Raw genomic sequence first — 14,184 nt, forward strand, 5'->3', positions numbered from 1 at the left:
AGCCGCAGGGCCAAGATAGACCAATTGCCGCAGGCAATGTTGGCGAATGTATTCCGAAGGGAATTGTGGGACAAAAAGTTAAGGTGCATGAAATGGAAGCTGGATGGGATGATGCCGTACAAGAAAAATAGGTCTTAGTAAACTGAAAGTCTTTCATAATGATAATTTCAATTTAGTATGAATTTAGGAGAGTGGTTTTCATGGATTTTTGGATCTGTATTCATTACAGCTCTTGCTGCAACTCTGACATTTATAACCAATTTTCTAAATTTAAGAGATAGGTTTCTGAATTGGAGAAAGGTGAGTGATTCCAGCGGAAAGAGAGAAGAAATGGGTGCGGTAATTGAAACTGAAGCAAAAAAAATAGAGCCTTTTATTTTTAAAATAGGCTGCGTTTCGAATTCAGAACCAGGTAAATGTATATTAATGGTAACCATTATAAATCAATCTGGAGAACTCAAATTTATTGATCCTATTTCTTACCATTTTCAATTTGTTGAGAACACTGATTTATTACAACCTTCAACAATGGTAATGGGTTCTGATAAATGGCCAAAGAGACTAGAGCAAGGTGAGCGATTTACTACCAAGGTTGAATTCCATATAATTTTAAATAACTCTTTGTATCAATATTACAAAAGGAATGTGGTTGTTTTTGGCTCTTTTTCAAGTACTGTAGGAGACACAGTGAAATCAAATCATTTGGAGTTTGATAAACTAACTGAAACACTTGTTCCGCTAAATAGTGAATATGTGATTCTAGCAGAGAAACTGGCAAAAAAACTAAAAGGATGTTATTGGGAGGTGTATTTATCTTTATGGCAACTTCAAATTTTCAAAAGATTAACTGTGCACATAGCAAAACAACTTAATCAATGTAAGATTCCAATGAAAGAATACTTAATAAATGAAGTTGGATTTACTTTTGAAAAAGACCCATGGTATGAATGGTATAGACCTTTAGAAGAAAAGAAAATCCCAGCTGTAGAAGTAGTAAGATTTCTACAGTCTTTTCTTAAGACTAAAGCAATTTAAATCGGTCAGAAAGTAAAGGAATAGGCGAGATAGGCTGAGGAATAGCCTTTCCAAACCAAAAAACCTATCTTATCGGGGATTAACCTTTTTCCCAAAAACACCTCGATGAGACAACTCCTACTCGCCTTGCTGCTCTTGCTCAGCGCCAGGGCATCCTTCTCCCAAACCAACCGGGTGATAAACCTCTTCCCGGAAGGCACCACCCTACACGGAAACATTCCCTACCTGGACGACACGCTCAAAAAGCACCTGCTCGACATCTACCTGCCTCCCAATGCCAGCGGCAAGCTTCCGCTGGTCGTCTGGGTTCACGGCGGCGGATGGCTGAGCAACGACAAGTACGCCGACATGGGCTACATGAAGGAGACGATCAAGGAATTGATGAACCAGGGCTACGCCTTGGCCTCCATCGATTACCGATTCAGCACGCAGGCTACCTTTCCCGCTCAGATGCTCGACTGCAATGCGGCCATTTCCTATTTGGTGAAAAATGCCGCAAAATACGGTTTGGATACCGATCGCATGGCCCTGATGGGATTTTCCGCGGGAGGACATCTGGCTGCGATGCTGGGCCTTTCCAAAAACGACAAGGTATCTTCCTTTTTTGTCCCCGGAACCAGCAAGAAGTTTGCTCTCAAAGCTGTCGTAGATTTCTATGGGCCAGCCGATCTCACGCTTTTTCCCGGAGCAGTTGATCCAAAATCCCCTGAAGGGCTGTTGATCGGTGCGGCACCTTTGGACAGACCCGATCTGGCCAAGGCGGCTAGTCCCGTCAGCTATGTGGACGAAAAAGACCCGCCTTTCTTGATTATCCATGGGGAAAAAGACGACCTGGTCTCGCCCCGCCAATCCCAATTGTTAAACTCCTGGCTGCAGGTCAAGGGCGTTCCGACCGAGCTGATCGTGGTGAAGGGCGCTCCGCACTTCGGGGTGGAGTTTGACGCGCCGGAGGTGAGGACGGCGGTCTTTGGCTTTTTGGAAAAGCACCTGAAGTAGCACCGCCCTCTGCTCGGAAGTGTTTGAAAAGCGTAAGCACAAAGCGTCCAGAACCCAGTACCTTATAGCCAGTTTTAGTTTAAGTGTTATTTGCCGTCTGAATAGGGTCTCGACTCCCTGCCTACCGGCCAGGCAGGCGCTCGACCTGACACTCCGGTGTCACCTTGAGTACCTGAGCAACGGGAGTTGCGAAGTCGAAAGGTCATTTCAGAATTAACATGACACCAATTTCAGTTCCAATTGACCTTTGGCCATGACCAATCTTCCCGACAAGCTCAACCGACGATCATTTCTCAAAGTCTCCGCCCTGGCTGGAGGCGGCATGATGCTCAGTTTCGCCTGGCTGGCGGGCTGCAAACCCAAAGCGCCCGAAACCCTAGGCCTTCCCAAGGAGTGGTTTCGGCTCAACGGCTTTATCAAAATCGGTGAAAACGGGCTGGTGACCATCCTTTCCCCCAATCCAGAAGGGGGACAAAACATCAAAACCGCTTTTCCCATGCTCGTGGCAGAGGAGCTGGACGCCGACTGGAAAAACGTGCGCGTGGAGCAGGCGCCGCTGGACACCGACAATTTCACCCGGCAGTTTATCGGAGGCAGCCAGGCCATCCGCACAGGCTGGAAAGCCCTGCGAACCGCCGGTGCCACGGCCAGAAACCTGCTGATCCAAGCCGCCGCGCAGACCTGGGGAGTTTCCGCCGCCGAGATCAGCACCGAACCGGGATTTTTGCTGCATTCTCCTACAGGGAAAAAGGGACACTTCGGAGAGTTTGCCTCTCTGGCAGCGACCATGCCCGTGCCGGAGGAAGTCCAGCTGAAGGAAATCTCGGACTTTAGGATCATCGGACACTCCCAAAAGAACGTCGAAACCCACAACATCGTCACCGGCAAGCCGCTTTTCGGGATCGACTACAAAAAAGAAGGAATGGTCTATGCCATGATCATCCATCCGCCTGCCCATGGCTTGCGCCTGAAGTCCTTTGACGACTCCAGCGCCCGCAGCATGCCGGGGATCTTGGACATTTTCCAGATCAAATCCCATCAGGACGAGTACGAAAGAACGTTCTTTGACACGACCAGCTTTACCGATCTGGTCGCCGTGGTGGGCAAGTCCACTTGGGAGGTCATGAATGCCAAAAAGGCCGTTGCGGCAGAATGGGAACCATTTTCCACCTATGAGGAAAGTCGGGACTGGGGACAAAGAAAAGAACTCCGAACCATCCCGGGAGGCTTGGAAAGCCAAGAGCAGCAATTGCAAAAGATGGATGAGGCGGCAAAAAATCCCCGCACCGTCCGCAAAGACGGAAACCCGGAGGCGGCTTTCGCCAGCGCCGCCAAAGTCATCGAGCGAACCTACCGAGGCCCTTTTCTCGCCCACAACTGCATGGAGCCGATGAATTTCTTTGCACACGTGCATGACGGAAAAGCCGAATGCGCCGGGCCGCTCCAGAAGCCCGAGCTGACCGAGCAGGCGCTTTCAACCCGTCTGGGCCTACCCATAGAAAACATCCACATTGACATGACACGCTTGGGTGGGGGCTATGGACGCCGCTCCTACGCCCACTGGCTGATCGAGGCTGCGGTGATCTCGCAAAAAGTCAATGCGCCGGTCAAGCTCACCTACAACCGAGAAGACGACATGACCGGGGGAATCTACCGCCCCATGTATCAGGCGACTTACCGTGCGGGCCTTGACGAAAACAACAACCTCGTCGCTTTTCAGGTCAATGCAGGCGGACTGGTGGAGCCGCCGCTCTATGCAGACCGCTTTCCCGCCGGGGCCGTGGCAAACTACCTCGCCGAGGATTGGACGGTGGCTTCCAACGTCACCGTGGGTTCCTTTCGGGCTCCCCGCTCCAATTTCATCGCGGCGGCAGAGCAGTCCTTCTTGGACGAAGTGGCCGAGGCCGCGGGCAAAGACCCGATTGAGTTCCGCTTGGAGCTTTTGCAGAAAGCCAAGGAAAGCCCCGTTGGCGAGCGAAATGACTACGATCCCGAGCGCTTCGCCAGGCTCCTGGAGCAGCTGAAAACCAAGTCGAACTGGGGTCAAGCGTCCACGGGAGTGTCCCGGGGAGTTGCCGCCTACTTCTGCCACAACAGCTATGCGGCGCAGGTGGTGGATCTCAAGGTAGAAAGCGCCCAAGTTCAGGTGGACAAGGTCACCCAGGTCGTGGACTGCGGCCTGCTCGTCAATCCGGACGCCGCCAAAAACCTCTGCGAAGGCGCGGTGGTGGACGGCATAGGCACGGCAATGTTTGGGGAGCTGCGCTTTGAAAACGGAGCGCCCGTGCAGAAAAATTTCGACGGCTACCGAATGATCCGAATGAAGGAAGCTCCCAAGGTGATCGAAACCCACTTTGTCGAAAGCCAGGAAGACCCTACGGGCCTGGGTGAACCGGCCTATCCACCCGTCTTTGCAGCGCTCGCCAACGCGCTCTACCAGGCGACGGGAAAGCGGCTGTATGAGCAGCCTTTCCTAAAACAACTGTCCAATTCTTGAATAACCACGCTTCAATCAATTGATTTATAAAGGATTCTGTTTGATTTTCGTAAGAAAGCTCCAACTACAAATCCCTAAATTGTATATCTAAAATCATCACACTATGGCCCTATACAACCTCAACATCAACGGTAAGTCCCAGCAGGTCGACGTGGATCCCAACACCCCCATGCTGTGGGTACTGAGAGATCACCTGGATTTGGTGGGCACCAAGTTTGGCTGCGGCATCGCCCAGTGCGGCGCCTGCACCATCCATCTGGACGGCAATGCGGTACGCTCTTGCCAGCTGCCTGTCTCTGCTGCTGAAGATGCCAAAATCACCACCATCGAGGGGCTTTCCGAAGCGGGCGACCACCCCGTGCAAAAAGCCTGGATCGAGCATGACGTGCCCCAGTGCGGCTACTGCCAAGCCGGGCAGATCATGAGTGCAGCGGCGCTTTTGGCACAAAACCCAAGCCCCTCCGACTCGGATATCGACAACGCGATGAACGGAAATATCTGCCGCTGCGGCACCTACACCCGCATCAAGGCCGCCATCCATACCGCCTCCCAAAACCTCTAATCTCCCGAAGCTATGACAACCGTAAACACAAAACTCAACAGGAGATCGTTCTTGAAGGTGTCTGCGCTGGCAGGCGGAGGCATGGTACTGAGTTTCAGCTGGCTGGCAGGATGCAAGCCTGCGGCAAAAGAGGAACTCTTGGCCATGCCCAAGGAATGGTTTGAACTGAACAGCTACATCAAAATCGGCGACAACGGCGTGGTCACGCTCATGTCCGCCAACCCGGAATTTGGCTCCAACGTCAAGACTTCCATGCCCATGATCCTAGCCGAAGAGCTGGACGTGGACTGGAAAAACGTCCTCGTGGAGCAGGCAGACTTCTACCCCGAGCGCTTCGACCGTCAGTTTACCGGCGGTAGCCAAGGGATTCGCCAAGGCTGGAAGCCGCTCCGCACCGCAGGTGCCACCGCGCGTCAGATGCTGGTGCTCGCCGCTGCCAAAACCTGGAACGTCCCCGCTGGTGAAATCACCACTACAGCGGGAACCCTCGAGCACAAAGCCTCTGGCAAAAAAGCCGGATACGGGGAAATGGCTTCCGCCGCCGCGACCCTAGAGGTACCGGAGGAAGTGGCTTTGAAAGAGGTCAAAGACTTCCAGATCATCGGCAACTCCAAAAAGAACGTGGACGGTCAGAAAATCGTGACAGGCAAGCCACTTTTCGCCCTCGACCACAAAGTAGAGGGCATGAAATACGCCGCCATCGTACATCCGCCTGCTTTCGGGATGAAGTTGAAATCATTCGACAAAAGCTCGGTAAGCGGCATGACTGGCATCCAGGATGTCTTTTCCATTTCCATTTTCAAAGATGACTATCAGCGCAATTTCTTTGACACTACCACCTTCCCAGAAATCATCGCTATTGTGGGCAATTCGACCTGGGAAGTGATGCAGGCAAAAAAGGCCTTGACAGTAGAATGGGAAAACGCGCCAGAATCCAACTTCCAAATGGCCGGCTGGGGAGGAAACACCTCCACTGTGACGGTTCCGGCTGGACTGGAAAATTCGGCTAGGCACAAAGAGCGCATGGCTGAGTATGTCCATAAATCGGGCAACGTAATCCGCAGGGATGGAGACCCCGAAGGAGCTTTCAAAAAAGCCGCCAAGGTATTGGAGCGAACCTATTCCGCACCGTTTTTGGCACACAATACCATGGAGCCCATGAATAGCTTCGCGGATGTCAAGGGCGACAAAGCCGTCGTGTATGGCCCAACCCAAGCTCCGGAATCCATCATGGGAACGCTCGTTCAAGCCTTGGGAATTCCCAAAGAAAACATCCAAATCAATCTTGCCCGCATGGGTGGAGGTTTTGGAAGACGTGCTTATAGCCACCACATGGTCGAGGCAGCTCTGATCTCCCAGCAGATCCAAGCTCCTGTAAAGATGGTCTATACCCGGGAAGACGACATGACCGCAGGTGTTTATCGTCCCACTTATTCAGCAACCTATCGGGCTGCTCTGGATGAAAACAACAATCTGCTGGCCTTTCATGTAAGAGCGGGTGGGATTCCCGAGACTCCGCTGCATGCAAATAGATTCCCCGCCGGAGCCATTGACAACTACTTGGCAGAGGGCTGGGATATCCCTTCCAACATTACCATCGGAGCATTTCGCGCTCCACGCTCCAACTTCATTGCCGGAGCCGAGCAAAGCTTCCTTGACGAGCTGGCGGAGGAAATGGGCAAAGACCCCATCGAGTTTCGTTTGGAATTGCTCAAAAGAGCGGAGACTAATCCCGTGGGCGAAAACAACGACTACGTGCCTTCCCGCTACGCCGGGGTCTTGGAGCTCGTGCGTGAAAAGTCCAAGTGGAACGCTCCCCAACCCAATGTGAGCCGGGGCGTGTCGGCCTACTTCTGCCACAACTCCTACGTGGCCGAGGTCGTGGATACCGTGATCAAAGACAACCAGCCAGTAGTGGAAGCCGTCTATGCGGCTGTAGACTGCGGCGTGGTGGTCAATCCTGATGCTGCTGCCAACATGGGCGAAGGCGCGATTGTGGATGGGATTGGCAATGCCTTCTTTGGGGAAATGGCCTTCGAAAATGGTAAGCCAACCAAGACCAACTTTGACAAATACCGTATGATCCGCCACCGCGAGGCTCCCAAAAAGATCGAGGTACACTTCGTCGACAACGGAGAAGAACCGACCGGACTGGGCGAACCGCTCTTCCCGCCGGTGTTCGCAGCAGTAGCCAATTCGCTCTACAAAGCCACGGGCAAGCGCTATTACGAGCAGCCCTTCGCTCCGCAGCTGGAGATGCAGAATCTGAAAATGTAATGGTTGAGGTTTTCATAACCTCGAAGGTTTGATCCTAAAACACCGAAGCCCGGAAATTTCCGGGCTTTTTGGTTGTTAAGCTTTTTTGCTCACCACTGAGGGCACGGAGAGAAAGGCATTGCGTGAGAAAAAAGCCCGATAGAATTTTTCCACCGCCAAGATCACGATGTACGCGAAGTCTGCGCAAAGAAATCGGGAGTTCCTGGGCGAAGCCCTTTTGCGTCCGTCGCGTACTTTGCGGCCAGAATTTCTCCTGCGATCTTTTTTACCACTGAGTTCACAGAGGAATGGGAGAAAGCTTCGCGCCTTGGCGTCTTTGCGAGAGCTCTTTTCTCGCGGAGACGGAGAGCCGCAAAGAATTCAGAAAATGCCCTCCTTCTATAGAAGCATCCTAAGGAATAACCGGATAGATCAAAAAACCGAACCCTCCTTATTTCTCCCGCTCTCTGTGGTGAAAAATCAAACAAGAAAGTTTTATCACGGAGATCACGGAGAGAAAGGAGTTTTCGCAGAGACTTTTGTTGGCCACAAAGGCTCAAAGTCGAAAGGGTTTGCAATTCTTTTTCTCCAGAAGCTGGACTTTGTCGAGTAATCATCTGTGCATCTGTGGCATTTCAAGGCGCTTCGCTTGATTTTACCACGGAGGCGCTGAGGTCACAGAGTTTCCGCAGAGAAGTGATGGCCACAAAGGCTCAAAGTCGAAAGGGTTTGCAATTCTTTTTCTCCAGGAGCCGGATTTCGTCGAGTAATCATCTGTGCATCTGCGGCATTCTAAAACGCTTCGCCTGATTTCATCCCTGAGTCGTCAAAAAAGCTTTCTCACCCAACCCTCTGCGGACTCTCTGTGGAAAAAAGTACCACTGCGGCATTTATCCGGAAGCCGCAAAAATAGAATCACATCTTTTTCATCTTCTTCACGATCAAATCCACCGCCATTTTGGGGTTGAAGCGATAGAGGTAATCCAGCATCGTAGCGTCTTTTCCCACCAGGACCCGGTATTTGTTTCGCTCAATGCCGTCGATCATGATGGCGGCGGCCTTCTCGGCGGAAAGAATCTTCGAACCGGCCTCCGCAGCAGTAGCTGAACCGGGGGACTGCACGTCCGAGTTCTTCATGATGTTCGTGTTCACGGCTCCGGGATGGATGACGGTGACGCCGACAGTCGTTCCTTTGAGTTCGGAGTAAAGGCCCTCGGTCAGGATCTTGACCGCGGCCTTGGAAGCGCTGTAGAAGGTCTGCCCCGGAAAAGGAATGAATCCGCCCATGCTCGACACGTTGGCGATGTGGGCTTCGGGCCGCTTGAGCAGCTCCGGCAAAAAGGCCTTGACCATGTACAGCGTCCCGTAAAAATTCACATTCATGACCTGTTCTATCACGGCATAGTCCAGATCTTTCACATCCACAAAGGGCTGGATAATACCCGCATTGTTGATGATTCCATCGACTGCGCCGTGGCTGGCGATGACTTCCGCGGGAAGTTGGTTGACTGTATCCCGATCCGTGATATTGACCACATGGAGCGACACCTGGTCCTTTCCAGCCAGGCTTGCGGTCTCTTGTAGCCCTTCCTCCTGGATATCTACCAGGGCTACCTTGGCTCCTTTTTGAACCAGCTGAATGGAAAGCTCTCGGCCCATTCCACTGCCTGCCCCGGTGACGACGATGACTTTGTTAGTTACTTTCATAGCTGTAAAACACTTATTCCTTCACGGTGACTTTGACCCGATCCAAATTCAATATTCTGGTAAACGGAGTCTGGACATCTCCCTCCCGTTGGGTGGCAATCCTCAGCGAAGGATAGTACGTTCCGGACTTTTCAAACAGGTGGTTAAATGTCAAAGTGACCTCAGATCCATCCGAGGAAATCTTTGCCGTACTTAGCTCAATTTCATTTTTGAATTCTCCGGACCCGTCAAAATCCCAGGCTGCATAGACCAGTTTCCCCGCATTTTTGGGAATTTCCACTTTGGCCACAAACACCAAAGGCTCTCCTTTCGAGATACCCGTATGATCGTTTCCGTTTACCGTGGCATGAACAGTAGCTTGAATCCCAGCCCGCTCTGAGGCATTTTCGGGAATATTTACCTGACCTCCGTTCACGACTTCGTAGGCTGTGCTGGGAGCTGGGGAAACTCCCTTTTCCACCCACTGGCTAAGATCTCTCAAGGCTTGCTGAAGGACGCCCAAATAGCTCACCACTCTAGTGTTGTCATCCAATTGCCCGGACGCATCTCCATGAATCGCATGATCGGTGTACCAAAGGCGGAAATGATCCTGAGCTTTTTCACCCAAATGCTCCTTCACCCGATCATGATACCAAGCCTGCTGCCAAGGGTATGCTTCCCGATCCCAGAGGGAACCCAAAAGGATCATTTTCCCCTCAAACTTTCCTGTAGGAATCGATCCGGCGGCTCCCCTAGTGAAAAGGGGGCCAATCAGAAACGGACGTTGGGGATAAATCGGCTGGCCATCTTCTCCCCTGAATTGATCCCAAGCGGTGTATTCCGAACCCGGTACCTGATGTCGATGGTAGGTTTGAACCGCCAGGAAATTGGAATTGTCCACTTGCACTTGATCGCCTGTTTTGATTTTGAAAAGCGTCGCGGGGGAGTTGGTTGGGCCGAGCACGACTTTGTTGCCGATCACATCCGTGATCTGAAGTACTACCCCATCAGCTTCACCGCTTTGGATGATCAAGTCTCCGCCCAAAAAGCCCACATCGGGCAGGGAATCCTCCAGTTCAAAGGCCACGGGCATCCCTCCTGCCTCTCCTCCCATGCTTTTCCAAGCAAGATCCGCACTTCCCCGATCAGCTTCCGAGATAGGTTCCTTGATCCCAAGGGAAATGGCCTTTTCCAAACCAATGGAAGCTTTGATTTTGGATTTTGCCTGAATTCTGGCTTTTCGCAAGGACTCGGGAGGATTGGCTCCCAAATAGCCTGGAGTGTTCCAAAAGTCCTTTTCGAAATACCCCTTGTCCGCCATGACCACGCCTTGGTACAAAACCAAAAAGCCATGAATCCCCATTTCCTTGTATCCATACCAGGATTGGAGCGGGAAACCCATCTGGGTAGCTTCCAAAAGCGCAGCTTTTTCCTCCTCATTCAATCCCTGATAGGGATCCCCTGAGCCTCCCGGCTCCATTGCCGCCACGATCTGCGGAAACTTGTCTTTCAAGACCCGCATGGCGTGCATGCGGATGGTAAAGGAATTGGGGATAGCCATCGGCGAACCCATCACATAAGGCACCGCTCCATCCCATACGCATTTCGTATTTTCTATTCCACCCACCGTGCGGTAAGCTCCTCCACTCCCCCCAAAAGAATATCCAAAGGGTCTTTCACCTCCATAGAATTCCTGGGCCACCTTTCTCGAAAACTGAGCCGACGCGGCATTTGCCCGATAGGCTCCGATGGTGGCATCGTTGGCTTGGGGATTGGAAAAATCCGTCCGTCCTCCGCCGTTGGTTTCCACAAAATAGGCCCCACTGGCGATTGAAAAGCCAATCATGTCCTCCTCTCCTTTTTTGCCCTGACTGAGATTTTCATTGTCCGGGAAGGGAGTGATGTATTGGAAAAACCTTCCTTGATAGTGCTCTTCCGGGGGAAAATAAAAAGAAAACCGGGTCTCAGTTCCCTCAAATCCTCCATGAACATAGCGATGGCGTACCGGCTGATCCCTCCTCTCATCAATATCGATATAGGGATGAAGAAATACCGAATCCACTTGGGAAACAGTCTCTGGAGTCTGGGCAAAGCCCATCCCCACAAGCGCAGACAGGGCTAAGGAAAGGAGTATTTTGGGTAGCTGTCTCATGATTTGGCAGGTCTTGTTGGGTGAAACAATGGGAATAGGGATTCGCTTTTTGATCTGATAAGCGGCACCGGCAAAATCCTAGAAACCAAAGGCGGCCAATCCGACCGCCTTTGGCTTCCTGGATGACAGTCAAAAACAACCGATCAGGGCTTCCCCAGACGCTTGGCCTTCGCCGTAAACATTCCCATCAGGGTTCCTTCGAGGTTGTTGACGTCTTTCTTTTTCAGGTCGATATTGACATCAGTACCTTCTGCGAAAAAGAGAATGGAGATACTGTCAGGATTTTCGATGACCTGCTCGATAGTCATTTTTGGAGCCGAAGGGTTGTTGGCGTCAGACAGTACGCCGGTCAGTTTGCCGTTGGTTCGGGTGAGCGTGGTTTTCAGCTTTGCATCGCCATTGGGAGTGTCAAAGACCGAGATTTCCCAAGCCCCCGCAAAGAAGTCTTTGGGCGCGGTCTGGGAGTAGCCCTGGAAAACCAATCCCAGGAACAGGAGGACGATTACTACACTTGCTTTTTTCATTTTTACTTTGGTTTAGGTTAGTTATTAATTGATTTACAAGTCTTTAAATTCTTAAAATAGACCATTGAAAGTCGGTTAGCTCAGCCATACCTTCCTTGGGCTCTTGGGGATAGCGGATCTACTTCAGCATAAATCCCGTCACCATTTCCAGGAAATTCGCCTTGTAGGTCGTCTTCATGAATTCGCTCAGTGACAATACCTGTTCGGTTCCCGGGATTTGTCCGAGCACATTCAACTGCTTGGACATCAGGTAGGGAAAAACCGTCTGGGACACCAGGATTAGCTGAAATTCCAAAGCGGAGATTTTTCGGATTTTTCCTGCGGCAAATTCCTCCTGCAGCATCGCTTCAAGCTGCAGGTGTATTCCCGAGGAGTCCGGCAAGCCATTCTCGGGCTTAAGATTCTCGTTGAAATGCAACTCACTGAGGATAAACATGGGCAAGCCCGGATGCTCATCCATACCGGCGATCATTTCATCGTAATAGTTTTCCAGCCTCTTTTCAAAACTCAGGGAACGGTCCATCAGCAGCGCAATTCCGAAATCCCTGTACTGGCCAAACCTTTCATTGAAGATGTCCAGGAAGAGCTTGTCCTTGCTCTGGAAATAGTAATTCATCAAAGCCAGATTGACCCCGGCTTTTTCGGCGACTTTTCTTACGGTGGTTCCCTTCGAACCATATTTTTCAAAGAGAGCCAAAGCCGCTTCCTTGATTTTGGCTTCCGTCTGAAGGTCTTTGGTAATCATATTGGATTGGATATTTCTGAATGATTCTGAAATGTAAACATTTTTTTAAACAGTTGTTTAAAACATCTGTTTAATTTCTTTAGATTTGTTTGATACTGAAAATCAGTTCTTTTCAAAAACAAGGAAAACATCATCAACAAACCCAAGCTTAGCCATGCCTTTTATCTCGCCCAGCCTAATCAGCCAAGCCCTTTTGGCGCTCTCCTCTCTGTGGACCCCCAGTCCGGCGGCGCCCGAGGAGTCCATCCTCCACTTTTCCCAGCTCTCCCAGATTGCCGAAGTGGATGAGCGATACCAATCCGTGAATGTGGAAATGTGCGAGGTCGTCGGAGGGGAATTCTGGATCCCCTATCACCTGATCGACACTGCAAGGGTGAAAACCGAAGGGTTAGCAGCTCTGAAGCGAAAAATCGATCCGGTGGATTTGTACAATCCCAAACTGAGAAAACTAACCGAGGCCTTGGGGCCGATGTATATCCGGGTGAGCGGAACCTGGGCGAACACCACCTATTTTCAAAACGACGACCAAACCAAGCTTTCCGAAGCTCCCGAAGGCTATGAGAACGTCCTCACCCGAAAAGAGTGGAAAGGAGTCATTGATTTCGTGAATTCTATGGACAATGAGCTGGTCACTTCTTTCGCCATCAGCGAAGGGATGAGGGACGAAAACGGCAACTGGACCCCAGCTCAAATCCAACCTTTGGTAGAATATACCCATAGTATTGGAGGCAAAATTGCAGCGGCTGAAATGTTTAACGAACCCTCCCATGCCGAATATGGAGGCACTCCCAAGGGATATTCCCCTGTGAACTATGCGGAGGACTTCGTCGCATTCTCGGCTTTTGTACAAAGAGAAATTCCTGAAATGAAGATCATGGGCCCAGGATCGACTGGCGAAGGGGGAATATTGGGAGAAGTCCATGAAATGGCCACGGACAAGATCCTCAGCCAAAGTCAAAAACCCGAGTTTGAGATCTTCTCCTACCACTATTATGGAGGAGTATCCCAGCGCTGCCGGGGAGATCTGAGTCCAAAGGACGCTTTAGCTCCTGAATGGCTACAAAAAACAGAATTGGGATTGGAGTATTATGAAAACGCCCGAGACGAGTACCTTCCCAACGCTCCTATCTGGCTGACCGAAACTGCTGAGGCTGCCTGTGGCGGAAATCCCTGGGCGGCGACTTACATTGACACCTTTCGATACCTGGAGCAGCTGGGCAGGCTGGCCAAAAAAGGGGTAAAAGTAGTCATGCACAACACGCTGGCAGCAAGTGAATATGCGCTATTGGAGCAATACACCTTCAATCCACGCCCCAACTACTGGGCGGCCTGGATGTGGGCCAACCTGATGGGAATCAAAGTTTACCAGTCACCTTACCAAAAAGACGGACTTGACATTTTCGTCCACAGCCTTAAAAACTCTGAAAAAGGACATGCGGTCATGATCGTCAATCCTTCGGAAAGCGCTTCCAGCATTCAGGTTTCGGCTCCTTCAAAGCAATACACCTTGTCCGCGGATGAGCTATTGGGAAAAACCGTCAAGCTAAACGGCAAAGAGCTGAAGCTGAATGCAGATGATTCCCTTCCGGAACTGCAGGGAGTGTCCAAAGCAAAAGGTGTCCTGGAAATCCCTCCTCTGAGCATTGTTTTCCTTGCTGTGGAAGGGGAGTGATTTTGAAAACTAGCTGGAGATTCTTTTCTCAGGCTAATTCTTTCTTCTATTGTCTCATT

The 14,184-nt window shown here is 51.0% G+C and carries 10 protein-coding genes; 6 read left to right on the plus strand and 4 right to left on the minus strand.

All coding sequences use genetic code 11. The annotated features are described in order from the left end of the window. The first annotated feature begins 177 nt into the window (after positions 1–177). The 5 genes from J0A68_RS17560 (at position 178) to J0A68_RS17580 (ending at position 7,367) form a co-directional block, all read left to right on the plus strand. Positions 178–1,035 carry a hypothetical protein gene (locus tag J0A68_RS17560; RefSeq protein ID WP_206579535.1) on the plus strand — a complete coding sequence of 286 codons (858 nt, stop codon included), beginning with the start codon at positions 178–180 and terminating at the stop codon, positions 1,033–1,035. Positions 1,036–1,140: 105 nt separating this feature from the next. Then, positions 1,141–2,031, plus strand: a complete 891-nt coding sequence (locus J0A68_RS17565; protein ID WP_236025652.1) for an alpha/beta hydrolase — start codon at positions 1,141–1,143, stop codon at positions 2,029–2,031. A gap of 253 nt (positions 2,032–2,284) precedes the next feature. Next, entirely contained in the window at positions 2,285–4,528 is a 2,244-nt protein-coding gene (locus J0A68_RS17570; protein ID WP_206579536.1) for a xanthine dehydrogenase family protein molybdopterin-binding subunit, read from the plus strand. 103 nt (positions 4,529–4,631) lie between these two features. Then, positions 4,632–5,090 carry a (2Fe-2S)-binding protein gene (locus J0A68_RS17575; protein WP_206579537.1) on the plus strand — a complete coding sequence of 153 codons (459 nt, stop codon included), beginning with the start codon at positions 4,632–4,634 and terminating at the stop codon, positions 5,088–5,090. 12 nt (positions 5,091–5,102) lie between these two features. Continuing rightward, entirely contained in the window at positions 5,103–7,367 is a 2,265-nt protein-coding gene (locus J0A68_RS17580) for a xanthine dehydrogenase family protein molybdopterin-binding subunit (RefSeq protein WP_206579538.1), read from the plus strand. 894 nt (positions 7,368–8,261) lie between these two features. Here the strand turns inward: J0A68_RS17580 and J0A68_RS17585 are convergent. The 4 genes from J0A68_RS17585 to J0A68_RS17600 form a co-directional block, all read right to left on the minus strand. Further along, complete coding sequence (locus J0A68_RS17585) at positions 8,262–9,053, minus strand: SDR family NAD(P)-dependent oxidoreductase (RefSeq protein ID WP_206579539.1); 792 nt, start codon at positions 9,051–9,053, stop codon at positions 8,262–8,264. Between the two features lie 13 nt (positions 9,054–9,066). Continuing rightward, complete coding sequence (locus tag J0A68_RS17590; protein ID WP_206579540.1) at positions 9,067–11,184, minus strand: hypothetical protein; 2,118 nt, start codon at positions 11,182–11,184, stop codon at positions 9,067–9,069. 143 nt (positions 11,185–11,327) lie between these two features. Then, positions 11,328–11,708 carry a hypothetical protein gene (locus J0A68_RS17595; protein WP_206579541.1) on the minus strand — a complete coding sequence of 127 codons (381 nt, stop codon included), beginning with the start codon at positions 11,706–11,708 and terminating at the stop codon, positions 11,328–11,330. 118 nt (positions 11,709–11,826) lie between these two features. Next, positions 11,827–12,453: a TetR/AcrR family transcriptional regulator gene (locus tag J0A68_RS17600; RefSeq protein ID WP_206579542.1), complete on the minus strand. Its 627-nt coding sequence runs from the start codon at positions 12,451–12,453 to the stop codon at positions 11,827–11,829. Positions 12,454–12,607: 154 nt separating this feature from the next. Here J0A68_RS17600 and J0A68_RS17605 point away from each other — a divergent pair, with 154 nt between their 5' ends. After that, positions 12,608–14,125 (plus strand): hypothetical protein, encoded by a 1,518-nt coding sequence (locus J0A68_RS17605; protein ID WP_206579543.1) that lies wholly within the window; start codon positions 12,608–12,610, stop codon positions 14,123–14,125. The last annotated feature ends 59 nt before the right edge of the window (positions 14,126–14,184 follow it).

The sequence above is a fragment of the Algoriphagus oliviformis genome, from assembly GCF_017254915.1.
Taxonomy (GTDB): Bacteria; Bacteroidota; Bacteroidia; order Cytophagales; family Cyclobacteriaceae; genus Algoriphagus; species Algoriphagus oliviformis.